Annotated in this window: 18 protein-coding genes, 3 tRNA genes and 1 other RNA gene; 11 read left to right on the top strand and 11 right to left on the bottom strand. The window is 66.2% G+C overall.

Features of this window, described 5'->3' with window-relative positions; all coding sequences use genetic code 11:
• Positions 1–27 precede the first annotated feature (27 nt).
• On the top strand, positions 28–837 hold the full coding sequence (locus H8S61_RS04230; RefSeq protein WP_160943363.1) for a hypothetical protein: 810 nt from the start codon (positions 28–30) through the stop codon (positions 835–837).
• Between the two features lie 75 nt (positions 838–912).
• On the opposite strand, the gene H8S61_RS04225 is transcribed toward H8S61_RS04230, so the two are convergent.
• From H8S61_RS04225 to ssrA, 3 genes are all read right to left on the bottom strand, one after another.
• A complete protein-coding gene (locus tag H8S61_RS04225; protein ID WP_186938039.1) occupies positions 913–1,953 on the bottom strand; it encodes a sugar ABC transporter substrate-binding protein in 1,041 nt (346 codons plus the stop codon).
• Positions 1,950–4,169, bottom strand: coding sequence for a bifunctional diguanylate cyclase/phosphodiesterase (locus H8S61_RS04220; protein ID WP_222617546.1), 2,220 nt, complete (start codon positions 4,167–4,169; stop codon positions 1,950–1,952). Before H8S61_RS04220 ends, H8S61_RS04225 begins: the two co-directional genes overlap by 4 nt.
• Before the next feature lie 168 nt (positions 4,170–4,337).
• Positions 4,338–4,706: a transfer-messenger RNA gene (gene ssrA, locus H8S61_RS04215) on the bottom strand.
• A gap of 280 nt (positions 4,707–4,986) precedes the next feature.
• On the opposite strand from ssrA, the gene H8S61_RS04210 reads away from it, so the two are divergent.
• A complete protein-coding gene (locus H8S61_RS04210) occupies positions 4,987–6,645 on the top strand; it encodes a L,D-transpeptidase family protein (protein WP_255466415.1) in 1,659 nt (552 codons plus the stop codon).
• Positions 6,646–6,750: 105 nt separating this feature from the next.
• On the opposite strand, the gene H8S61_RS04205 is transcribed toward H8S61_RS04210, so the two are convergent.
• Together H8S61_RS04205 and H8S61_RS04200 are read right to left on the bottom strand one after the other, a co-directional pair.
• Complete coding sequence (locus H8S61_RS04205) at positions 6,751–7,236, bottom strand: aminoacyl-tRNA deacylase (RefSeq protein ID WP_186938038.1); 486 nt, start codon at positions 7,234–7,236, stop codon at positions 6,751–6,753.
• Between the two features lie 17 nt (positions 7,237–7,253).
• Positions 7,254–7,868, bottom strand: a complete 615-nt coding sequence (locus H8S61_RS04200) for a flavodoxin family protein (protein WP_186938037.1) — start codon at positions 7,866–7,868, stop codon at positions 7,254–7,256.
• Between the two features lie 110 nt (positions 7,869–7,978).
• Between H8S61_RS04200 and murI the strand changes: the two genes are divergently transcribed.
• The 3 genes from murI to H8S61_RS04185 all read left to right on the top strand — a co-directional run bounded on the left by murI (position 7,979) and on the right by H8S61_RS04185 (position 9,660).
• Positions 7,979–8,890, top strand: a complete 912-nt coding sequence (murI, locus tag H8S61_RS04195) for a glutamate racemase (RefSeq protein ID WP_160943368.1) — start codon at positions 7,979–7,981, stop codon at positions 8,888–8,890.
• A 33-nt stretch (positions 8,891–8,923) separates the two neighbouring features.
• A complete protein-coding gene (rdgB, locus tag H8S61_RS04190; RefSeq protein ID WP_186938036.1) occupies positions 8,924–9,520 on the top strand; it encodes an RdgB/HAM1 family non-canonical purine NTP pyrophosphatase in 597 nt (198 codons plus the stop codon).
• A gap of 63 nt (positions 9,521–9,583) precedes the next feature.
• Positions 9,584–9,660: transfer RNA gene (locus H8S61_RS04185), tRNA-Pro, on the top strand.
• 150 nt (positions 9,661–9,810) lie between these two features.
• Here H8S61_RS04185 and H8S61_RS04180 read toward each other — a convergent pair.
• Both H8S61_RS04180 and H8S61_RS04175 read right to left on the bottom strand, forming a co-directional pair.
• The gene (locus H8S61_RS04180) at positions 9,811–11,364 is read right to left on the bottom strand and encodes an FAD-dependent oxidoreductase (protein WP_186938035.1); all 1,554 of its coding nucleotides are present in this window, start codon (positions 11,362–11,364) and stop codon (positions 9,811–9,813) included.
• Between the two features lie 243 nt (positions 11,365–11,607).
• Complete coding sequence (locus tag H8S61_RS04175) at positions 11,608–12,303, bottom strand: Crp/Fnr family transcriptional regulator (RefSeq protein WP_255466414.1); 696 nt, start codon at positions 12,301–12,303, stop codon at positions 11,608–11,610.
• 176 nt (positions 12,304–12,479) lie between these two features.
• On the opposite strand from H8S61_RS04175, the gene H8S61_RS04170 reads away from it, so the two are divergent.
• The 4 genes from H8S61_RS04170 to H8S61_RS04155 all read left to right on the top strand — a co-directional run bounded on the left by H8S61_RS04170 (position 12,480) and on the right by H8S61_RS04155 (position 14,950).
• Positions 12,480–12,980 (top strand): GNAT family N-acetyltransferase, encoded by a 501-nt coding sequence (locus H8S61_RS04170; protein WP_186938033.1) that lies wholly within the window; start codon positions 12,480–12,482, stop codon positions 12,978–12,980.
• A 4-nt stretch (positions 12,981–12,984) separates the two neighbouring features.
• Positions 12,985–13,713 carry an MBL fold metallo-hydrolase gene (locus H8S61_RS04165; protein ID WP_186938032.1) on the top strand — a complete coding sequence of 243 codons (729 nt, stop codon included), beginning with the start codon at positions 12,985–12,987 and terminating at the stop codon, positions 13,711–13,713.
• The gene (locus H8S61_RS04160; protein ID WP_186938031.1) at positions 13,706–14,266 is read left to right on the top strand and encodes a YdeI/OmpD-associated family protein; all 561 of its coding nucleotides are present in this window, start codon (positions 13,706–13,708) and stop codon (positions 14,264–14,266) included. Before H8S61_RS04165 ends, H8S61_RS04160 begins: the two co-directional genes overlap by 8 nt.
• A 120-nt stretch (positions 14,267–14,386) precedes the next feature.
• Entirely contained in the window at positions 14,387–14,950 is a 564-nt protein-coding gene (locus H8S61_RS04155) for a DUF4256 domain-containing protein (protein WP_186938030.1), read from the top strand.
• Positions 14,951–14,957: 7 nt separating this feature from the next.
• On the opposite strand, the gene ligD is transcribed toward H8S61_RS04155, so the two are convergent.
• On the bottom strand, positions 14,958–17,417 hold the full coding sequence (ligD, locus tag H8S61_RS04150) for a DNA ligase D (RefSeq protein WP_186938029.1): 2,460 nt from the start codon (positions 17,415–17,417) through the stop codon (positions 14,958–14,960).
• A gap of 76 nt (positions 17,418–17,493) precedes the next feature.
• On the opposite strand from ligD, the gene H8S61_RS04145 reads away from it, so the two are divergent.
• A tRNA-Gly gene (locus H8S61_RS04145) sits at positions 17,494–17,567 on the top strand.
• A 275-nt stretch (positions 17,568–17,842) separates the two neighbouring features.
• Here H8S61_RS04145 and H8S61_RS04140 read toward each other — a convergent pair.
• Positions 17,843–19,558, bottom strand: coding sequence for an FAD-binding protein (locus H8S61_RS04140; RefSeq protein ID WP_186938028.1), 1,716 nt, complete (start codon positions 19,556–19,558; stop codon positions 17,843–17,845).
• Between the two features lie 247 nt (positions 19,559–19,805).
• On the opposite strand from H8S61_RS04140, the gene H8S61_RS04135 reads away from it, so the two are divergent.
• Positions 19,806–20,705: a LysR family transcriptional regulator gene (locus H8S61_RS04135; RefSeq protein WP_160943377.1), complete on the top strand. Its 900-nt coding sequence runs from the start codon at positions 19,806–19,808 to the stop codon at positions 20,703–20,705.
• 67 nt (positions 20,706–20,772) lie between these two features.
• Here the strand turns inward: H8S61_RS04135 and H8S61_RS04130 are convergent, their stop codons facing one another.
• Positions 20,773–21,015 (bottom strand): glutaredoxin family protein, encoded by a 243-nt coding sequence (locus H8S61_RS04130; RefSeq protein WP_160943378.1) that lies wholly within the window; start codon positions 21,013–21,015, stop codon positions 20,773–20,775.
• Positions 21,016–21,301: 286 nt separating this feature from the next.
• Positions 21,302–21,377 (bottom strand) — tRNA-Arg (locus H8S61_RS04125).
• Between the last annotated feature and the right edge of the window lie 532 nt (positions 21,378–21,909).

The following is a 21,909-nucleotide window of genomic DNA, read 5'->3' as shown; positions in this document are numbered from 1 at the left end:
CAACGATTAGACGCGAAGGAGGCCATCATGGGCTTGGACGAGGAACTGGAAACCATCGAGGACGGCGCCGAGACGGAAGCCGAGCAGATCGACGAGGAAACCGAGCTCGAGGACGTCGAGGAGTTCCAGGACGACGAGGAGTTCGATCCGACCGACGACGAGACCGACCTCGAGGACGCCTACGAGGGCTTCTTCGCCGAGGAAGGCCCCGACGGCGAGGGCGAGACGTCGCTTTCCGGCGACGACGGGGGCCTCGCGGCCGTCGCGTCGCAGGCGGCGGGCATCGACCTGTCCGAGGAGGGCTTCCATATCGTCGACGGCGACGCGGCCGACGAGGAGGCGCAGCTCTATGAGGAGGGCTCCCTCGACTCCTACGACGCCGACGCGCTGCGCGAGGACGGCGACGCGACCGCCGGCGCGGTGTCCGAGATCACGGAGGCCAACGCCCTCGAAGAGCTCGAGGACGGCCAGGACGACGACGTGCAGGACGTCGCCATCATCGAGCCGAGCGCCGAGGACGACGGCTACGAGCTGGTGGAGCTCGAGCTCGACGATGACGACATCGTGCGCTACATCGAGGACGAGGACGGCGACGTCATCGGGTTCGTGCTCATGGAGGACGGCGAAGAGGCGGAGTACTACTACGTCGAGGACGACGAGGAAGAGGCCGAGGAGGACAACCCCTACGACCTCGGCATCACGAAGGAGGGCGTGGCCGAGGCCACGAGCGACATGAACGCCATCTACAAGGACGGCATCGCCGTGGCCGCCGAGCTCAAGGGCGCCTTCGACGACATCAAGAGCGCGCTCGACTTCACGTCCTTCCTGAAGAAGTAGCCCAAGCGCATCCCGAGAACGCGAAAGGGCCCCGCCGGCGCGCAGCCGACGGGGCCCTTCCCATGTCGGGCCCGCTTACGCGGCCGAGCCGTACACCTCTTCGCGGGTGAAGTAGCCGCTGTCGATGAGCGTCTTGTCGAGGTTCTCCTTCGTCACCACGTTGCCGGTGATGAGGCTGGAATCCACGCCCTCGGTCGTTCCGTTGTCGAATTTGGCGTTCGCGTTCGGGGCCTGCCCCTCCGCCATGCGGCACGCCTCGTCGACGGCGGTGGTGGCGAGCTCCTTCAAATCCATGTACACGGTCATGGCCTGCGTGCCGTTCACGATGCGCTGGGCGGCGTCGAGCTCGGCGTCCATTCCCGTGATGACCACGGGGTCGGTCACGCCCAGATCGGACAGCGCCTCGGCGCACGCGCTGGCGATCTTGTCGTTGGGGGCGAGGATGGCGTCGACGTGGTTCCCGTTGGCGCTGACGGCCTCCATCACCATCTGCTTGGCCGCATCGGCCGACCAGCCCTCCACGGCCTCGTCGAGAAGGACGTCGATGGAGCCCTTGAGGGGGTCGATGTAGCGCATGGAGCCTTCGTAGAGCAGCGTCGCGTTGTTGTCCTGCGGGTCGCCGCGCAGGATGATGTAATCGCCCTCGTACACCATCTCGGACAGGAACTTGCCCATGAGCTGGCCGATCCGACCGCTGTCGTAGCCCACGAACAGGTCCACGTGGCTGCCGAGCGCCGCGCGCGCGTAGCTGATCACCTTGACGCCCTTCTCCTGGGCGTAAGCGCTTACCTCTTCCATGTCGTTCACGTTGCGTGGGGTGATGATGAGCACGTCTACGCCGCCGTCGACGAGGTCCTTGCAATCCTGCTGCCAGGTGGTGGGCTCGTCGGTCTTGTTGAGGCGCGTCTCGATGTCGGCGCCCAGCTCGGCGGCGCGCTCTTCCATGTAGGACAGCTCCTGCGGCCATCGTGCGGCATCGCCGACGCCGAACACGACGCCGATCTTCACCGGGCCGTCGCCGCCTCCGGACGACGAAGAGCCTTCGGGCGCCGTGCACGCCGCGAGGAGAGCGACGAGCATGAGCGCGCATGCGCACGCGGCCAACTGCTTTTTCATAGGGTTCCTTTCCGATACTGCGGTTCGAAGGTCTCTTCGTCCTGGGGTTTCGCGAAGTAATAGCCCTGCGCAACGGAGCACCCGAAGCGCTTCATGAGCGCCACGTGCTCGGCGGTTTCCACGCCCTCGACCACGACGCTGATGCGCAGGCGGGCCGCCATGCGCGCGACGGAGTCGAAGATGATGGCCTGGCGCTTGCTGTCGGAGGTTTCCTGCAGGAAGCCCTGGTCGATTTTCAGCACGTCGATGGGGATGTCCTTGAGCATGTTGAGCGACGAGTACCCCGATCCGAAGTCGTCCATGGCGATGGCAAGCCCCATCTCGTGCAGCTGCGCGGCGAACGCGGCGATGACGTCGTTGTTGTCGAAGATGACGCTTTCGGTGATCTCCACCTCCAGGTAGCGCGCGGGCACGCCCTGTTCCTGCAGCTTGGCGTCCACCTTGCTCAGGAAATCGCGATCGAGCAGGTGGAGACGCGAGAAGTTCACCGATATGGGCGCGCAGTCGACGCCCTCGTCGAGGTTGCCCCTGATGAAGCGCAGCACCTTGTCGAGCACGGTCATGTCCACTTCCACGATGAGGCCCGATTGCTCGCAGAGGGGGATGAAGGCTCCCGGCGCGACGAGCGTGCCGTCCTCCTTCTTCCAGCGGACGAGCGCCTCGGCTCCGACGATCCTCCCCGTGTTCACGTCGATCTTCGGCTGGTAGTAGGGGACCAGCTCGTCGCGTTCGAGCGCCTGCTCGACGGAGCGCTTCATCTGCTCGTTGCGCGCCACCAGCTCGTCGTGCTCGCTCGAGTACACGCCCACCTTCGTGCGCAGCGAGCCCTTCGAGGCCCGTGCCGCGGTGTTCGCCTTGTCCACCATGAGGTTCGCGCTCTCGGCGGCGTCCGTGATGGGGTAGAGGCCGGCCGACAGGTAGATGGCCACGTCGGAACGGGCGCGCACCGCGTCCATGAGCGTGTTGATGCGCGTCTCGGCAGGGTCTTCCAGCAGCGCGACGAAGTGGTCGCTCGACACGCGCGCGAGGTGCTCGTGCTGCGTCAGCAGCTCGCCGACGGTCCGGTCGATGGTGCGCAGCACGCGATCGCCGAACGCGAAGCCGTAGAAGGAGTTCAGGTACTTGAAGTTGTCGATGTCGAACGCCAGCAGCCCGAAGCGTTTCTCGGGGTGGGCGCGCAGCGTGTCCTCGAGGTCGACGACGAACTTGTTGTAGGTGTCGCCGCCGGTCACCGGATCGACGAAGGCGATCGTCTCGAGCGCATCCTGCTGCCGTTTCTTGTAGGAGAGGAACAGGAACATGCTGGCGGCGAAGATGAGCACCACCACGAACAGCACGACGTAGAAGATGCTGATCACGTTGCCCGCGTTGGGGGACGCCGTGCTCGTGGGCACCGTCGAAACGAGGAACCAGTCGTGCACGTTCTCGATGGGCGTGTACGCCGAGAAGTACCGCACGCCGTCGATCTCGGTTTCCATGAATCCCGAGGTGTTGTTCTGCAGGTCGGCCTGCAGCTGCTGCGAGGCCTCCTGGTTGCCCTGCGAGTACAGGGTGCGGAAATAGTTCTCCGACTCCTGATTGTACGTGCTCTGGGTCGAGCTGACCAAGATATAACCCTCGCCGTTGACGATGTAGAGCGATCCCTGATCCGAGAACAGCGACACGGAGCACAGCTCGTACATCTGGTCGGGCGTGAAGATGCGCTGCACCGTGCCCACCACCTCGCCGCCGAGGCGCAGCGGCACGCTGATCACGAACATCTCGTCGCCGCTGATGCGCGAGATGGTGCGATCCGAGATGTTCTGCTCGCCCTGCATCGCGAGCTGGAAGTACGAGCGTCCGGCGACGTCGACGGTGGAGCCGTCGGGGAAGAGGGCCGTGCCGTCGCGCGTGGCCATGAACAGGGTGTCGTCGGGGTTGGAGCCCAGGTACGAGGCGAACGCCTGCGCGAGGCGCTCCTCGTCGGTGCCGGTTTGGACGGCCAGCCGCTCCGCCATCTGATTGGCGACGAGGTCGAGGTTGTTCACTTCGACCTGCAGCTTGCTGACGATGACGTCCTTGTTCTGCGTGACGATCTCGGTCAGATTGATCTTGACGTCGGAGTTCAGGAGGTTCTGAACGTAGCCCATGAGCGCCACGACCGCTGCAAGCAGCAGGGCTATGACGAGCAGCGCCGCCAAGCGCGGCATGCTTTTGAAAATACCCGCACGCTTCATGTGCTTGCCTTCGACAACGGGTGGATCGGAGCGCTCCGACAAGCATGCTCGGCGTACGCTGTAGCAATTCTCGCCGATAGCGTCAAGGAAAGCAAGATCGTTTTTCGCGCAGGCTCGCAGCGCAAAAGGGCCCCGTCGGCGCGCTGCCGACGGGGCCCTGTCATTGAGTGGTGGAGGCGCGGAGAATCGAACTCCGGTCCATACTACCTTCTCCATGAGGCTCTACAAGCTTAGTCCGTGGTCGGGATTCGGATGCGGCCGGCCCGCGGACAAGCGAGACGCATCCTAGCCGGTTCGATCTTTGCCTGAGCCATACCGGCTACGTGCTCAAGCGCATTCCCCTGAGTTGATGCCGGACCGAGGGGCGGGGAAGTCCCAAGGCCGACAGCCGGGCGCTATTAAGCAGCCATGGCGAGCGCCGGAGCGCTCTGAGTGTTGTTCTTGCCAATTAAATTGACGGTACCCCTGTTTAACGTGGCGAGGAGACCACGACCTGCTCCTCATTTCAAACGTACCATGTCGAAACCAGTCGCCCCCAGAAGAAGTGCGGGGTCGAAGGCCCACCTTGTCAATGTTCCCACGGCTTCGCCGCGAACATCCATTCTATCGGCGCATGCGCGTTTGTCAAGGACGATCGCGCCGTTGCGGCCAAAGCGACGCTCAACCGCCGGTTGAGCGAACTTGCGAACGTCTCATGCGCGCGCCGTGTCGAAATTGTGACAATCGCAGCCCAGCCGGAAAGCGAACCGTTTTGTTACAGGAGAATTACCCTCGGCTTGCTACAATAAAAGGACGACCCAGACCTATGAGAGTGATTATGAGCGAAAACAAGTCTGACAAGCCGTCGCGCGGCCGTCATGCCGCCGGCGCTCCCCATAGCGGCGACAGCGCGCCGCACCAGCAGGTTCCTCCCGTGCAGCCCACGGCCGCCATGCCGCCGGTTGCGCAGCCGCCGCGCGCGACGGGGCAGCAGCCCCCGATGCGCTACGCGTCCGACCAGGTGTTCCAACCGCTCGGCTCCATGCGGCCGGTCGATATGGGCCAGGGTCCCGTGCGCGAGCGCAGGCACAAGCCCCTCAAGATCCTCGGCATCACGCTCGGCGCGATCGTCGCGCTGCTGCTGATCGCGTACGCGGGCGTGGCGCTGTACTTCACCGACCGCTTCATGCCGAACTCCAGCATCGGCGACATCAACGTGTCGCTCATGAGCGCGGGCGATGCCGAGAAGGTGCTGGCCGACTCCATCAAGGATTACGAGCTGTCCATCGACGGGCAGGGCTTCTCGCTGAAGCTGAACGCCACCGACGCGGGGCTCTCCATCGACGAGGGCAAGGTCGTGAAGGACATGCTGTCCGACATGAACCCGTGGGCGTGGCCGTTCGAGCTGCAGAAGGATCACGACGAGACGGCGAAGCTCGTGGCCACGTACAACGGCACCGGCCTCGAGGACGCCATCCGCACCGCGGTGGCGACGTTCAACGAGAGCGCCACGCAGCCCACGAACGCCGCCATCGACTTCGACGAGGTGCAGGCGGCCTTCGTCGTGCAGCCCGAGGCCGTGGGCACGGCGCTCGACGCCGACGCGGTGATCAAGGCGGCCGACGACGCGGTGGCCGGCCTCGACCCGCAGGTGAAGCTCACCTCCGAGCAGCTGCTCAAGCCGACGGTGCTCTCCACCGACCCCAAGCTCACCGCGGCGGCCGACTCGGCCAACACCATGGTCAAGGCCGACCTCGAGCTGTTGATGGCCGGCACGGTGGCGGGCACGGTGGACGCGAGCCTCATCTCCCAATGGGTGACGCTTGCCGACGACCTCACGGTGACGCTCGACGAAGGCGCGCTCACGGCGTGGGTCGACGAGCTCGCGGCCGCCTGCAACACCATCGGCACGCAGCGCACCTACACGCGCCCCGACGGCAAGGTGGTCACGGTCGCCGGCGGCACGTACGGCTGGGAAGTGGACAAGGACGCCCTGCTCGCGCTCGTGAAGGACGGCGTGGCGAACGGCACGGCGAACACCGTGGACATCCCGTGCACGCAGACGGGCGACGCGTACAACGGCGCGGGCAGCCAGGACTGGGGCAGCCGCTACATGGACGTGGACCTGTCCGAGCAGCACGCGCGCCTCTACGACGCGTCGGGCGCCGTCATCTGGGAGTCCGACATCATCACGGGCAAGCCCGACGGCGAGCACGATACCCCCACGGGCGTCTACATGGTGAACAACAAGGAAAGCCCGTCGAAGCTCATCGGCTACAACGGCAACGAGAAGATCTACGAGACCGAGGTGCAGTACTGGATGCCGTTCGTGGGCAACTACATCGGCTTCCACGACGCCGACTGGCAGGCGGCGTTCGGCGGCACCCTGTACGCCGACGGCGCGGGCAGCCACGGCTGCGTGAACCTGCCGCCGTCGAAGGCGGCCGAGCTGTACGGCCTGCTCTCGTCCGGCGACACGGTGGTGTCGCACTGGTAGGATCGCCGCTCCAACCTCATGCAACGGGCCCGCATCGCGCGGGCCCGTTTCGTTCTGCGTCCCTCGCGGGCGTCCCCGACGGGGCCGTACCCGTCGGGGACGGCCTCACACCACGGTGAGGTCGGCCACGACGAGGGGCATGGCGCGCGCCAGGTCGTCGGGCGCCATCTCGATCTGGCAGCCGATGCGCCCGCCCGAGAATGCGATGCGCTCGTGGAGCTGGCACGTCTCGTCGATGGCGGTGGGGAAGGCCTTGAGCATGGCCAGCGGCGAGCAGCCGCCGTGCACGTAGCCGGTCAGGCCCAGCAGCTCGCGCGAGCGGATCATGGCCACGGCCTTCTCGCCCACGGCCGCAGCGGCCTTCTTGAGATCGAGCTCGCAGGCCACGGGGATCATGAACACGTAGTGCTCGCCCGACTTCCCCTGGGTGACGAGGGTCTTGAACACGGTGTCGGGATCCAGCTCGAGGATGCGCGCCACCTCCACGCCCGAAAGCGCCTCGGGGCAGTCGAAGAAGCGCGCCCGATAGGGCGTTCCCGCCGCGTCGAGCACGCGCATCGCGTTCGTCTTGCGATCGTGTTCCTTGGCCATGGTTCCCTCGCGCGCGGTTAGCGGATGAAGTTCGTCATGATCTTGCGCTCCACCTCGGGCGCGGGCACGGAGGCGGTCGCCTGCAGCATCCAGGCCATGTTCGTGCCGAGGCCGCGCATGATCTGCATGCCCTCGGCGTCCTCGCGCACCTGCTCGGCGCTCTGGCCGTGCACCATGGGCCAGTAGGTGGACGTCACCACGGGCATGCAGCAGATCTGGAAGTACTTGTTGACCTGGTCGATGGCCGGGGTGGTGCCGGCGCGGCGCGCGGAGGCCACGGCGGCCGCCGGCTTGAAGCGCAGCGCCTTCGAGGCGGCGTAGAACATGCGGTCGAGCACGGCCAGCAGCGCGCCGTTCGCTCCCGCGTAGAACACCGGCGTGCCCACGACGAGGCCGTCGGCCGCCACGGCCTTCTCGATGAGGCCGTTCACCACGTCGTCGTCGAAGATGCAGCGGTTCTCGCCGCGCTTGGAGCAGCCGCCGCACCCCAGGCAGCCACGCACCGGGTTGCGCCCGATCCAGGCGATCTCGGTTTCGACGCCCTGCGCCTCCAGCGCGCCGGCCACCTCGCTGAGCGCGGTGTACGTGCAGCGCTTCTCGTTCGGGCTTCCGTTGATCAGCAGAACCTTCATAAGCCTCTCCTCTCGTCTGGCTTCTTTCGCTCGTGCATCAGGTTAGCAGAAACTATGACCGGCGGGTGTCGAATGCAAACAACGAACGAACCCTGCGGTATACTGGGACGATGGAAAGCAACGAGACAACGATCGCGCCGCCCGATGCCGGCGGCGCCGCAACCTTCGACAACGCGCCCATCGGCGTGTTCGACTCCGGTTTCGGCGGTCTCACCGTGGCGCGCGAGATCGCCAAGGAGCTGCCGCGCGAGTCCATCGTGTACCTGGGCGATTCGGCGCGCTGCCCCTATGGGCCGCGCAGCCTCGACGAGGTGGACGGCTTCGTGCAGCAGATCGGCGCATGGCTCGTCGAGCGCGGCGTGAAGCTCGTCGTCATCGCGTGCAACACGGCCACCGCAGCCGGGTTGTCCCATGCGCAGCAGACGTTTCCCGTGCCGGTCATCGGCGTGGTGGAGCCCGGCGCCCGCGCCGCGGCCCACGCCACGAAGAACCGTCGCGTGGGCGTGATCGCCACGAAGGCCACGGTGGAGTCGGACGCTTACACGAAGGCCATCCGCAACCTTGACGCCGGCATCACCGTGTTCTCCACGGCCACGCCGCGCTTCGTGGAAATCGCCGAGCAGGGCCTGCGCATGGCCGAGGGCCCCATCGAGGACTTCACGTCGCTCGTGTCCACCGTGTACATCCGCCCGGCGTTCCAGGAGATCGCCCAGGAGTATCTCGAGCCGCTGCGCCGCTGCGACATCGACACGCTCGTGCTGGGGTGCACGCACTTCCCGCTGCTCAAGGCGCTCATCGGCGGCGTGGTAGGACGCGATGTGACGCTGATCTCCTCGGCGCAGGAGGCGGCGCACGACGTGGCGCACATCCTTTCGCGGCGCGGCGCGCTGGCCTCGGACGACCACGAGCCGTGCTACGACTTCTACACGACGGGGGAGGACGTGGAGGAATTCCGCAGCTTCGGCGCGCGCGTGTTCCGCACGGACATCGACCGGGTCGGCCGCGTCTCGTTCCCGTCGTAGCGCATACCATCCAAGGAGAAGGAGCCCCATCGCATGAAGACCATCGTCATCGCCAGCAACAACGCGCACAAGGCCGAGGAGATCGCCACGGCGCTCGCGTTTCCCGGTTGGGAGTTCCGCACGCTGCGCGAGCTGGGGCTCGATTCCGACCCGGCCGAGGACGCCGACTCGTTCGAGGGTAACGCGCGCATCAAGGCGCAGGCGGCCCGCGCGGCGAGCGGCGGCAAGGCCGTGCTCGCGGACGATTCCGGGCTGGCCGTGGACGCGCTCGACGGCGCGCCCGGCGTGTACTCGGCGCGCTACGCCGGCGAGGATGCTGCGGACGCCGACAACAACGCCAAGCTGCTCGAGGCGCTGGCCGACGTGCCCGACGAGGAGCGCACGGGGCGCTTCGTGTGCACGCTCGTGTTCATCGACGAGGACGGCGCCGAGACGGTCGCGCACGGCACCGTCGAGGGGCGCATCGGGCGCGAGGAGCGCGGCGCGCACGGCTTCGGCTACGACCCGCTGTTCCTGCCCGACGTGTTCGACGACGGCCGCACCCTGGCCGAGGCGCTGCCCGAGGAGAAGAACGCCGTGTCCCATCGCGGCAACGCCCTGCGCGAGCTGCGCGCGAAATTGGAGAAGTAGCCCGGTTCGGTTCGTCTCGCGCGGGTAAGACTTCTGGTATACTGGCTTCTGCTGTTTCGGCGTCGGGATGTGGCGCAGTTTGGTAGCGCGCCTGCTTTGGGAGCAGGATGTCGCAGGTTCGAATCCTGTCATCCCGACCACTTTTTCCTCGATCATCATCCTGGGAAGCCCGCATGCGCTCGGCCTTGCCGAGCCGAAGGGCGGCGCGACAGGTTCTCGGCCCCAAGCTTTGCACGGCACCCTCCCTCGGCGCGCAGGGCGCCGAGGGAGGGTCCGAAAGCGCGTCTCGCCTAAAGCCCCTTGGCGGCGTTGATCCCCGCGCAACGGCCGGACGTGTAGGCGAAGGACGTGCCGGTCGACGGCTTATGCGCGTCCCGTCCCTGGATGCTGCACAGCATCTGCCCCGCGGCGTACAATCCGGGAATGGGGGTTCCCGTCCAATCCAGCGCTTGCAGTTCCCCGTTGGCGACCAGGCCCCCGTAGCTGTGGGCGTACCTGAGGTTCAGCTTGACGATGCAGTAAGGGCCCTCGCCTATGGCGGCGGCGATGGAGCGTCCGAACGCGGAATCGGTGCCCGTCGGGGCGTCCGCGTTGAAGGAGTCGATGGTCGCCTTCAGGTTCGCTCCGTCGATCTTCGCCTTGGAGGCCACGTCTTCCACCGTGTCCGCAGTGACGACGAAAGGCAGCCCCTCCCCGTCCTTCGCAAGCCATTTCTCCCACGTCTCGGAAGAGAACACGCCGCCGACCTCCCTGGTCGCCGCGGTGTAGAAGACGTCGTACGACGCCTTGTCCATGAAAAGGTACGCGGTGGCGTCGGGGAGGGTTTGGTACGCTTTGATCTGCGCGCCGCTCGGCCCCGTTTCGTCCATCACCCGTTCCCCGTCGGGCCCGACGACGATTCCCGCGCCGTTCTGGAAGGTGCTCAGCATCACGGAGAACAGCTGCGTCCCGATGCCCGGCGACGTCTCGAGGCCGCCGCTGTCGATGGGCACGTTGTCGAGGTCTTTCAGCATCGTCCCCGCATGGAGGGCCATGTCGAGGCCTTTTCCGTCGGAGGATTCCGCTCCGTAGTAGATGACGTTCTTCAGCGGTTCGTAGGGGAGCATGTCGCGATCGGCCCCGAAGCCTCCCGCGGCGAGGATCACCGCTTTCGCGTTGATGCGGTATTCCGTCCCCTTCGCGTCCTTGGCGACGACGCCCACGACCGCGCCTTCTTCCTTGACGAGCTCCGTGGCGGTGGTTTCGAGCATCAGCTCGATCGCGGTGCCGCCGAGCTTGTCCGTCAAGGTTTGGACGGTGCCCGGTCCGCCGCCGATGGGGTACATGATCCTCGCGACGGGGTAAGGCGGGAAGAACAGCACGTCTTCCGCGAACTTCACCCCCATGTCGGATGCCAGCCAGTCGTAGGTGGCCCCGTTGTTCTCCGCGTACGTCTCGGCCATGGCGATGATGTTGGGATCCTCGAGGTCTTTCGTGTAGCTGGCGAGAATCTGCTCGGGGCTATCGTCGACGCCCGCGTCCTTCTGCATCTGGGAGCCGGCGATGTTGGTGGCGGTGGAGCCCAGGGTGGCGCCGCCGGTCATGGGCGTCGCCTCGAGCAAGATCACGCTCGCCCCGGCTTCGTCGGCCGAGAGGGCCGCGCACAACCCGGCGCCACCGGCTCCGACGACCACGATGTCGGCCGACTTTTCTTGGCCGGCCTGCGCCTGCTCGTTTGCGCTGCCGTCCGGTGCGGTCGAGCTTGCGGGCTCGGAGCTCGGGCTGCATCCTGCGATTCCCGCCAAGGCTGCGACTCCGCCGGCGATCGCGGCGGTCGACAAGAACTTCCTTCGATCCATTTCCATGATGATCCCCTCTGTCTTTCCCTCGTGGTGCTTTCGGCTTCGATTCCGTCTGCGCCGTCGTCTCGCGTGCGATGGAGATGGAGCGACGTTCGCCCCTCGCGTTCATGTCCGATCGTTCTCCAGAAAAAGCACGGCGCCATCCTCCCTTCCCTCTGGGCAAGGAGAATACGAAGTGCGGGGGAATTGGTCTAGAAAGCGAGGCTACCGTTGTGATCTTGGCTACAACGGTAGCCTCGGCTCGACCTAGAGGGTGTTTCGATAGCTGCTGGCCTGGGTTTTCGTGTACGCTTCCAAACGGGGAACGTCGGGGACGCCGTAGACGTTGTTGATCCTCCGAACGAGCCCCTTCTTCGTGAGGGACTGCATGCACTTCGTTACCGTGACCCGATTCGCGTTGGCGAAATCCGCTATCAGCTGATGGCTGAGAGGGAAGGCGATGAGCGTTCCCCCTTCGAAGTCCTTCCCGTACCGGTGCGAGAATTCCAGGATGATGTTGCAGACCCGCCACACGACGGGTTCCTTTCCCAGATTGCTGTAGAAGCCTTTCACGGCGAACATTTTTCGCGCGACGAGGAGGGCCACGTATTGCGACAGCTCTTTGTCCCGATGGAAGAGGTCGAGGAAGTCCGCCTTCGGTATGAAGAGCGCGCGGGTTTTGATCTGCGCTTGGAAGCCCATGGGGAAGGGCATGTCGAGCAGCAGGGACGTTTCGCCCACGAGCGCGTCCCGGTCTATGACGAGCCCCAGCACCTTCTCGCCGTTCCTCGTGAAATCGACGGCGAAGACCAGTCCTTCGACGATGTAGTAGCAGCCTTCGATCGGGGCGTTGTTCTCGACCAGCATGCTGCCCGGAGGGAACTCCTTTTCCTCTCCGATGGCGCGAATGCTTCGAGGTACTGGTGGCGAATCGAAAAACAGGCTGGAAAAGTGAGTCCCCATAATTCCCCGCTCCCCTTGGGCTTGTCCGAATCCCATTCTAGCTTATTGCCGAAAAAGTATCGACCCGGCGCGTGTCAGGCTGCGGCATGCAACGGCGGGTTATAATGGAAGCGCGAAACCGATTCGGCCGTAGAGGGCCGATCGTGCCGGTGTCCCCGACCGACGGAGAGCCCCCTATGAGCCACGGCATCGCGCTGAGAGCGTTCGAAGACGACGACCTTTCCCTGTTCGAAAGCTGGCTGGCCCGTCCCCATGTTGCCGCCTGGTACGACGATCCACCTGCCTGGATCAACGAGGTGAAGGGGCGCCGCGGCGATTTCGCGTTCATCCACCACTTCATCGTCGAGGCGGATGGCGAGCCTATCGGGTTCTGCCAGTTCTACGAATACGCCCGCAGCGGCGAAGAGTGGCACGGCGACTTGGACGTGGCAGGAGTCTACAGCATCGACTACCTCATCGGAGAAACCTCCTATCTGGGCAGGGGGTACGGAGCTGCCATCGTCGGCGCGCTCGTCGACCGCATCGCGGCGCGCGCCGACGCGCGCCGCATCATCGTGCAGCCCGAACCCGAGAACAGGGCCTCGTGCGGCGCGCTCCTGTCCAACGGGTTCTCCTTCGACCCGGCACGCAAGCTGTACGCGTTGGATATCGCCGCAGCCGACCGTTCGGAGACGTAGGCCCATGAGCATTCGCCTGCACGAGATCGGAACGTACGCGCTGCGTAACTACGTTCTGGAAACGCCCGCGGGGCTGATCGCGATCGATACGGGGTATCCCGGGGGCTTCGAGCGGTTCGCATCCCGTTTGCAGCGCATCGCCCCGCTCTCCGATTTGAAGTTCGTCTTTCTCACCCATGCGCACGACGACCATGCGGGGTTCTTGCAAGACGTGCTCGACCGATGCGATGCGCAGGTCGTCTTGAGTCCTCTGGCCGTGCCGGTACTCGAACGGGGCGAGAACGCGGTGGTCGAAGGGGCGGGGTACTCCAGCAGGATCGCCTCGCTGTTCGGGGTGTTCAAGAAGGACTTCTCGTTTCCGCCGGTGCAGGTAGGCGATCGCGCGCTGTTCGTTCGCGACGAGCGCGACCAGGTGTTCGAGCAGCGGGGATTGCCGCTCAGGATCGTGCTGCTTCCCGGCCATACGCCCTGTTCCATCGGGCTGTACCTCACCGACTCGAACGAGCTTCTGTGCGGCGATGCGGCTATGAACGCCGTCATCAGCGTGGCGAAGCACACCATTTGGATCGACGACAAAAAGGCGTTCCAGGCATCGTGGGACAAGATCATCGGCATGGACGTCGAGCGCATCTACCCCGCGCATGGCAACCCGTTCCCTGCGAAAGAGCTGGCAAGGCACCGCCGCTTTTTAGATAACCGCACGTTGATACCGATGGAGGCGCACCATGGATGAACCGTTGATCTTCGCCGATCGGGCGGCGTTTCGGGCGTGGCTGGACCAGTTCGGCGAGACGAGCGCCGGGGTGTGGCTTCTGTTCGGCAAGAAGGACGGCCCCGTCACGCTCAAAGCGGCCGAGGCGCTGGAGGAGGCGCTGTGCTTCGGGTGGATCGACGGGCAGATGCAGAGCATCGACGCCGCCGCGTACCGCAAGTACTTCGCGCGCCGCACGCCGCAAAGCGCGTGGTCGGACAAGAACAAGGCGCTGGCCGAGCGGCTCGAGGCGCAGGGCCTCATGACCGAGCGCGGGCGCGAGAGGATCGCGGCCGCCAAGCGCGACGGCCGATGGGATGCGCGCAAGGCGCCAGGGATCACCGAGGAACAGCTGGCGGAGCTCGTGGGCCTGCTGGAAGGCCACGAGCCGGCATGCTCGAACTTCAAGGCCATGTCGCCGTCGGTTCGCACCACCTACGCGAAGGCGTACTTCGGCGCCAAGACGGACGCCGGCCGCGCCAGCCGCCTCGCGTGGATGCTCGACCGTCTCGAGCGGAACCTCAAGCCCATGTAGGCGGGGTGGCCGTCCGGTAACGGCTTGCCGCGCGTTGCGCGCGCCGCGTTCCCAACGGTCGCCCGGCGCTTTACCATGGCGGAGACGAACGACCGCCCGCCCGCGACCGAAGGACCCGCCATGGAAACCGCGAACCCCCTCACCGACGACCAGCGCGCCGCGCTGCTGGACGCGCTGCAAGCGCGCTTCGAGCGCAACGAGCACCTCCATCCCGGCATCGCCTGGGAGGGCGTGCGGGCGAAGCTGGAGGCGGACGAGGGCAAGCTGCGCGCGCTGTTCGCCATGGAAGAAACGGGCGGCGAGCCCGACGTCGTCACGTACGACCAGCTCGCGGACGTCTACGTGTTCTACGACTGCGCGCCCGAGAGCCCGGTCGGACGCAGGAACCTGTGCTACGACCGGGCGGCCTGGGAGGCGCGCAAGCGCAACAAGCCCGAGGGCAACGCCGTGGATGCGGCCGCCGCGATGGGCATCGAGCTGTTGACCGAGGCGCAGTACCGCGCGCTGCAGGAGCTGGGGGAGTTCGACACCAAGACGTCGAGCTGGATCGAAACGCCCGAGCCCGTGCGCGCGCTGGGCGGCGCGCTGTTCTGCGACCGCCGCTACGACCGCGTGTTCACCTTCCACAACGGCGCCGAGTCCTACTACGCCTCGCGCGGCTTCCGCGGCTCGCTGCGGGTGTAGCCCGGCGCTACTCGAGCGCCTGGTCGACGTCGAAGTAGCCGTCCCAGGGGTCGGCGCCCTCGATGCGCGCGAGCGCGTCGGCCATCGTGACGGCGTTCGGGGCCACCTCGTCCAGCTCGTCCCAGGCCAGCGGCATGGACACGCGCGCGCCGCTGCGGGCGCGCAGCGAGTACGGGGCGATGCTCGTGGCACCGCGCCCGTTGCGCATCCAGTCGATGAACACCTTGCCGGTGCGCTTCGCCAGGCGCACGTTGCTCGTGTAGCGGTCGGGCCACTTCTCGGCCATCACCTGGGCGATGCGCCGCGCGAAGTCGTGGAACGCGTCCCACGACGCGGTGGGCTCGAAGGGCACCACCACGTGGTAGCCCTTGCCGCCGCTCGTCTTGAGGAACGTCTTCAGCCCCAGGTCGTCGAGGATGCCCTTGAGGTCGCGCACGCCCTGGCGCACCTGCTCGAGCGCGAGGCCCTTGTCGGGGTCGAGGTCGAACACCATGGTGTCGGGCTGCTCGAGCGTGGCCACCCGGCTGCCCCACACGTGGAACTCGATCGTGTCCATCTGCGCCTCGGACACGATCCCGACGGCGTCCTCCACGTAGAAGTACAGCTCGTCCCCGCCGTCGCTCGCAGGCGTCGACACGGTGCGCACGCCCGGGGTGGAGGGGCCGGGATGCTTCTTGAAGAAGCAGGCCGATCCCGCGCCGCGCGGGCACCGCACGATGCTGAGGATGCGGCCGCCCGCGTAGGGGAGCATGCGGTCGGCAACCCGGGCGTAGTAGCGCACGACGTCTTCCTTCGTGATGGGCGGTTCCTCGAACAGCAGCTTGCCGGGGTTCGTGATGCGCACGCCGTCGATATGCAGCTCGTCGCTCTTCTCGTTCGAGTCGTTCATGGGAAGCTCCAATCGCTCGGTCGGATGCGGGGACGGCTCCTCGACGGATTCGCGCCGTACGTCGCGCGGGTCCTTGTCGGTGCGCAGGCCGAGGTAGCTGGGGTGGCGCAGGAGGCCGTCCTCGGTCCATTCCGAGAACCGCACCTGCACGACCACTTGGGGGTCCAGCCACGTGAGGCGCTCGTTCGCGCGCGGTTTCGGGGCGTCGGCGAAGGGCGCGTCGGGCCGCTCGAGGCCGGCGAACGCCTCCAGCAGCTCGTTCGACGCCTCCTCGCTCAGGCCCGAGCCGACGCGCCCCGCGTACACGAGGCGCCCCTCCTCGTACAGGCCCAGCAGCAGCGAGCTGATGCCGCGCACGCGCTTGGCCGTGCGCGTGTACCCGCCGACGACGAACTCCTGCTCGTCGCCGCACTTCAACTTGATCCAGTCGCCGTTGCGCGCGCCGCGGTACGGCGCGTCGGCGCGCTTGCCCACCACGCCTTCGAGGCCCTGCTCGCAGGCCGCGCGGAAGCTGTCGGCGCCGTCGCCGCGCACGTCCACGCTGTAGCGCACGTCGTCGGGCGCGCCCTGCAGCAGCTTCTCGAGCAGCTGCTTGCGCTCGACGAGCGGCCGGTCGCGCAGGTCCTCGCCGTCGAGCGCCAGCAGGTCGAACGCCAGGTAGGCGGGGTGCTTGCCCTGCGGCTCGCGCAGGAAGCCCTGCAGCGCCTGGAAGTCGGTCCTGCCGGTTTCGTCGGCTACTGCGAGCTCGCCGTCGAGCACCATCGCGCGCCGGCCCGCCCAATCCTCCAGCGAGCGCGCGACGGCGTCGAAGCGCTCGGTGTAGTCGTTGCCGTTGCGCGTGACGAGGCGCGCCGTGCCGCCTTCGAGAAAGGCGACGATGCGGTAGCCGTCGTACTTGACCTCGAACAGCCAGTCGTCGCCGGGCGGGGCCGCGCTCACGAGCTTGGCGAGCTCCACGTCGACGCGCTCGAACGGGTTGCGGACGACGCGCTCGTCCTCGCCGCGGGCGATCTCGTCCATCGTGCGACCCGTCTGGACGGACGTGTCGAACCCCGCGATGCCGGCCTCGTCCTGCACGTAATCGTCCTTCTCCTTGATGAGCAGCCAGTTGTCGTCGCGCTCGCGGCCCTTCGGCTTCATGTGCACGAGCACCCACGCGCCCTTCAGGCGGTGCCCGTCGAGGACGAACTTGAGATCGCCGTCGCGCAGCCCCTCCTCCACGTCCACGAGCGGCTCCCAGTACCCTTCGTCCCACAGCATCACGGTGCCTCCGCCGTACTCGCCCTTCGGAATGGTGCCCTCGAAGGTGCGGTAGTCCAGCGGGTGGTCCTCCACGCGCACGGCCAGCCGCTTGTCACGCGGGTTGTAGGACGGCCCCTTCGGAACGGCCCAGCTCAGCAGCGTGCCGTCCCATTCGAGACGCAGGTCGTAGTGGTCCCGCGACGCGCAATGGTGCTGCACGGCGAAGCGGAGCCGCCCGTCGCCGCCCTCGTCCGAGCGCGGCTCCGCCGTGCCGGGCGGTTCCGTCGTCCGGTCGAAGTCGCGTTTGCGGTTGTAGTCGCTCAAAGGGGAGGTCATGGGCACCTCGTGGTTCTTCTCGGATAATTTCGCTCGCAGCGGGCGAACTTGCGGTACAATAGTCGCCGCGCAAAACGCGGGTGTGGTTCAATGGTAGAACCTGAGCCTTCCAAGCTCATGACGCGGGTTCGATTCCCGTCACCCGCTCCACGAATTCGCAGGCCGTGCACGTATTGTGCGCGGCTTTTTCTTTGCCGGAGCCCCGCACGAGCACCTGATTGCGCATCGTTACCGTGCGTACGGCCCGCCGAAACCCCGCCCGTCTCGGCGCGGCTGCCTCCCGTGGGCACGCATCGCGCTCGCGAACCGGGGCTCGCGCCGCGCTCGAAAAGCCCCGGCGCGCGATGCGGGCCGGGGCTTCTGCTTGCGCTCCAGGGAGGGGGCGGACGCGCAAGCCGGGGAGGCGAGGGAAGGGGGAGGGCCGCTTACGCCAGCAGCTCCTGGGCGTCCTTCATGGCCAGGCGGCCGGAGTTGACCGCCCACGCCGCCTGGGAGCCGGGGGCGAACTTCACGTCGTAGGAGTCGCCGTACAGGCCGCCCGCGTCCGAGCCGCCCGCGTACAGGCCCACGATGACCTGGCCGTCCTGGTCGAGCACCTGGGTCTTCTCGTTCACCTTGATGCCGCCGCACGTGGTGTAGAAGCCGTCGGCCGTCTCGCACAGCCAGTAGGGGCCGGCATCCATCTTGTGCAGGTACTTCGCGCGCTTGCCGAACTCCTCGTCGGCGCTCGTGTCGTCGCCGTCCAGGCCGGCGGCCGCGTCGCAGTAGCCGTTGTACTGCTCGACGGTGGCCTTCACCGCGGCGGGGTCGAGCCCCACCTCCTTGCACACGGCCTCGAGGGAGTCGCCCACGTGGCAGCCCTCGGCCTTCTCCAGCACCTCGCGCGCCTTGGCCAGCGGCGTGCCCGGCGTGCCGAACGAGAACACCTGCCCGTCGGGGCCCTCCGCTTCCCAGCGCAGCATGTCGGCCTCGGTGAACAGCGCGAACGTCTTCTCCTGGTTGCGCACGCAGATGCCCGCGCCCGCGAAGTCGTCGATCCACAGGTCTTCCTTGCAGAAGCGCGCGCCCTTCTCGTTGAGCCACAGCGTGGGCTGCACGCCGGCCGAGTAGGCGTCGGTCGTCCACGTGGCCGTCACGGCGCCGATGGTCACCGGGCCGCACCACATGACGGTGCCCAGCCCCTCGGCGAACTCGGCCCCGGCGTCCTTCGCCATCTTCAGCCCGTCGCCGGCGCGGCAGTCCATGCCGAGGGCCTGGATGTTGGCGTTCTTCGTCTCGGAGACGCTGTACAGCATGTCCGAGTTGTTCGCGTAGCCGCCCGTGGCGATCATCACGACGGGCGCCTCCACCTTCAGCACGTCGCCGTTCTCCTTCTCGGCCAGCACGCCGGCAACCTTGCCGTCCTCGACGAGGAGCTTGCGGCCGAACGTGTTGAAATGGGCTTCCACGCCCAGCTTCTCGGCCTCCGCGCCGAAGCACTGCATGAAGTAGCCGCCGGGGCTCGCGTTGTCGCCCTTGTCGTACACGTGCCATACCTTCGGGCCGGAGCCGATGGAGATGTTGCCCTCGAACACGATGCCGTGTCCCTCGAGCCAGTCGATGGTCTCGGACGTCTGGCCGAAGAAGTTCTCGTACAGCTTGTGCTGGGGGATCCAATGGTGGTAGTTCAGGCAGGTGTTCGTGGCGTTCTTCACGCCGTAGGGGGCGTCGGGGCTGTAGGCGCCGGCGAACTGCACGCCGCCGTCGGCTTCGGTGAAGTGCGTCTCGAGGCCGGTCATGCCCTCGGTGCCGATGAACGATCCGCCGTAGCCGCTCAAGCGCTCGATGACGACGGGCTTGAGCCCGAGGTCGATGGCCTGGATGGCCGCCGCCGTGCCCGTGCCGCCCGCGCCCACGATGCACACGTCGGCCTGCACGGTCTCCTTCGGCTCGCCCAGCTCGGGGATGCTCCAGATGGCGTCGTCGGCGGCGATGTCGGCCGTGGCTCCCGCATCGGCGCCGGCGGTCGGGGCTTCGGCCTCGGTTTCCTTGGCCTGCTGCGGCCCGCAGCCCGTCAGCGCCGCGCCGGCGAAGCCCGCGGTCAGGATGCCGGCTCCTGCGAGAAAGGAACGCCTGCTCAAGTTGTTGGTAGCTGCACTCATGGTGGATCCTCCTTACCTGCCTCTGTTGCGAGGAAGTGGATTGCGGCCGCCCTCCTGCGGCCTGTCCTTACTGTAGATTCTCGTGGATATTTCGTGCAAGAGCTTGACGTGTAGCTCCTCGTTTGCTGTTGAATCTCTTAGTTTCAAGCGCAGCGTATCGCGCGCCCGCCGCGCGCCGCCGTAGTACAATGGGCCGTGCGGAGCGGGGAGGGAGCCCCTTTCGCACGGCAGGCGGGAGGGACATGCGATGATGCAGGACAGGTTCGACTACTTCGTGCTGGCGTACGATTCGCCCAGCTTCAGCGCCGCGGCGAGCAAGGTGCCCATGTCGCCGCAGGGGTTCGCGAAGGCCGTCCGCAACCTCGAGCGCGAGCTGGGCGTGCCGCTGTTCGCCGTGGACGAGGACGGCACGCGCCGCGCGACGCCCTACGCCGACGAGCTGTACGAGTACGCCAAGCGCATGCGCGCCGAGCGCAACCTCCTGGCCAGCGCCTTCGAGCGCATCTCGTCGAGCGGCTACGTGGAGCTGCGCATCGCCTGCTCGCTGGGCGTGCCGGGGCTCCTGGGCTCGGGCTTCCTCGGCGGCTTCCTCGAGCAGCATCCGGACGTGTCCATCACGCTCAACGAGATGCCGGACGCGATGTGCGAGTCGGTGCTGCGCGACGGCCTGTACGACCTGGCGCTCACCGTGACGTCCCCCGTCGACGACTTCGACTCCCACGAGCTGTACTCGTCGCCCGTGAGCTACTGGGTGCGCAGCGACGACCCCCTCAGCGCGCGCGACGCGCTCGAGCTGGACGACCTGGCCCAGCGCCGCCTCGCCATACCCGGCGACGACTTCAAGTGCTACCGCGACCTCGTGGGCCGCTTCGAGCGCGAAGGCGTCGACCCGCCCGAGATCGTCAAGTACTCCGAGATATTCTGGATCTACGAGTTCGTCCTGCGCGGCGAGGGCATCGGGTTCACGCTGCCGCACCTCTCGTCGCTCGAGGTGTTCAAGGGCAGCGAAGCGGTGGTGGCCGTGCCGGCGCGCGGATTCACCTGGGGGTTCGGCGTGTCGCATCTCAAGGCGCACGCGCTGGGGCCGCGCGAGGAGGACCTGATCGCGTACTTGGACGAGCGCGCGGCGCGCCTGCGCCGCAGCTGACCGGCGGCGCAAAAAACCGCCCGCGGCAAGGCGGGCGGTCGGGCAGTCGAAGCGGTGGGGAAGGGCGCTACGCGATGGTGGTGCGCAGGTAGGCGATGATGTCGTCCGACTCGTACAGGGGCTTTCCGTTGATGACGAGGCACGGCACCTGCTTCTTGCCGCCGATGCGGACGAGGTCGTTCTGGTTGCCGGGCTGCAGGGTGTCTCTCGTGTCCATCGTGATCTTGTTGTCGTCCATGAAGCGCAGGACCTTCTGGCAGAACGGGCACTGCTTCTTGTAGTACAACGTGTGGTTTTCCATGTACGGCATGCGCAGCTCCTCTCGATGTACGATCGAACGTTATTCATAAGCTCGGGGATGATAGAGCTTCTTATATTACGCCAACGAGTATAAAGGGCGAACCGATTCGGAGGGCTGTTGCCAATCGGTTGACAACTCTCCGCACCGTGTCGGAAAAGACGGGCGTTTGTCATCGTACGGTAACTACCTAAGAACTTTCTATTGTGATATGTAAAGAACTGTGCAATAATATTTAGTTTTTCGTTCAACGGGGTAAAAGAGGGGCGATGCTCGAAGCGAGCGGATGAGCGAAAGATGGCGCGCCCGGCAGGACTCGAACCTGCAACCGACGGATTAGAAGTCCGTTGCTCTATCCATTGAGCCACGGGCGCGTTTCAGCGAGCATCGGTATTATACCGTAAAACTTCCCCGTGCGAAGGACGGATACGCCGAGTGTTCCAGCGGGGCAGCGTCAGGTCAAAATCTGCCCGGTATCTGGTATTTTACGCGCGAGAACCCCCGTCTGAGCCGTGCGGCGCACCCCCGGTGAGCGCCGTCCGATCGACGTGGGCCGCGGCGGTTGCATCCGAAATGCATCTTTCTGCATGTTTATGCATTCGGGTTAATCAAATATGCAATCCAAAAGGTCGGCGCACCTGCGGTTCGGGGCCGAAACGGGGCGAAACAAGCCGCTTCATCGCTATAGCGCGAAAAAGTGAATGTGTCGAAAATATGAAAACACGCCGGCTAACGAGTGACCATTCGCCGAAAAAACACGAGGTATTGCGAGGGGTACCGTTTTGTTTCGTTTTTGTGGTTGCAATTTGATCCGAACCATGAGATTTTGGCGAAGTGAACGGACACCCGGTGCGCAACGGGTGCTTCCGCAAGCCAAAAATCTGGAAAATGCATAAAGGAAAAGGA

This window comes from Eggerthella hominis, assembly GCF_014287365.1.
Taxonomy (GTDB): domain Bacteria; phylum Actinomycetota; class Coriobacteriia; order Coriobacteriales; family Eggerthellaceae; genus Eggerthella; species Eggerthella guodeyinii.
Note: the sequence above shows the minus strand (reverse complement) of the source record. Positions and strands in the feature narration are given on the sequence as shown.

Bases quoted from the DNA above. Each gene is read 5' to 3' on its own strand.
- H8S61_RS04230 (WP_160943363.1), top strand. From the start codon at position 28: ATGGGCTTGGACGAGGAACTGGAAACCATCGAGGACGGCGCCGAGACG.
- H8S61_RS04225 (WP_186938039.1), bottom strand. From the start codon at position 1,953: ATGAAAAAGCAGTTGGCCGCGTGCGCATGCGCGCTCATGCTCGTCGCT.
- H8S61_RS04220 (WP_222617546.1), bottom strand. From the start codon at position 4,169: ATGAAGCGTGCGGGTATTTTCAAAAGCATGCCGCGCTTGGCGGCGCTG.
- H8S61_RS04210 (WP_255466415.1), top strand. From the start codon at position 4,987: ATGAGCGAAAACAAGTCTGACAAGCCGTCGCGCGGCCGTCATGCCGCC.
- H8S61_RS04205 (WP_186938038.1), bottom strand. From the start codon at position 7,236: ATGGCCAAGGAACACGATCGCAAGACGAACGCGATGCGCGTGCTCGAC.
- H8S61_RS04200 (WP_186938037.1), bottom strand. From the start codon at position 7,868: ATGAAGGTTCTGCTGATCAACGGAAGCCCGAACGAGAAGCGCTGCACG.
- murI (WP_160943368.1), top strand. From the start codon at position 7,979: ATGGAAAGCAACGAGACAACGATCGCGCCGCCCGATGCCGGCGGCGCC.
- rdgB (WP_186938036.1), top strand. From the start codon at position 8,924: ATGAAGACCATCGTCATCGCCAGCAACAACGCGCACAAGGCCGAGGAG.
- H8S61_RS04180 (WP_186938035.1), bottom strand. From the start codon at position 11,364: ATGGAAATGGATCGAAGGAAGTTCTTGTCGACCGCCGCGATCGCCGGC.
- H8S61_RS04175 (WP_255466414.1), bottom strand. From the start codon at position 12,303: ATGGGGACTCACTTTTCCAGCCTGTTTTTCGATTCGCCACCAGTACCT.
- H8S61_RS04170 (WP_186938033.1), top strand. From the start codon at position 12,480: ATGAGCCACGGCATCGCGCTGAGAGCGTTCGAAGACGACGACCTTTCC.
- H8S61_RS04165 (WP_186938032.1), top strand. From the start codon at position 12,985: ATGAGCATTCGCCTGCACGAGATCGGAACGTACGCGCTGCGTAACTAC.
- H8S61_RS04160 (WP_186938031.1), top strand. From the start codon at position 13,706: ATGGATGAACCGTTGATCTTCGCCGATCGGGCGGCGTTTCGGGCGTGG.
- H8S61_RS04155 (WP_186938030.1), top strand. From the start codon at position 14,387: ATGGAAACCGCGAACCCCCTCACCGACGACCAGCGCGCCGCGCTGCTG.
- ligD (WP_186938029.1), bottom strand. From the start codon at position 17,417: ATGACCTCCCCTTTGAGCGACTACAACCGCAAACGCGACTTCGACCGG.
- H8S61_RS04140 (WP_186938028.1), bottom strand. From the start codon at position 19,558: ATGAGTGCAGCTACCAACAACTTGAGCAGGCGTTCCTTTCTCGCAGGA.
- H8S61_RS04135 (WP_160943377.1), top strand. From the start codon at position 19,806: ATGATGCAGGACAGGTTCGACTACTTCGTGCTGGCGTACGATTCGCCC.
- H8S61_RS04130 (WP_160943378.1), bottom strand. From the start codon at position 21,015: ATGCCGTACATGGAAAACCACACGTTGTACTACAAGAAGCAGTGCCCG.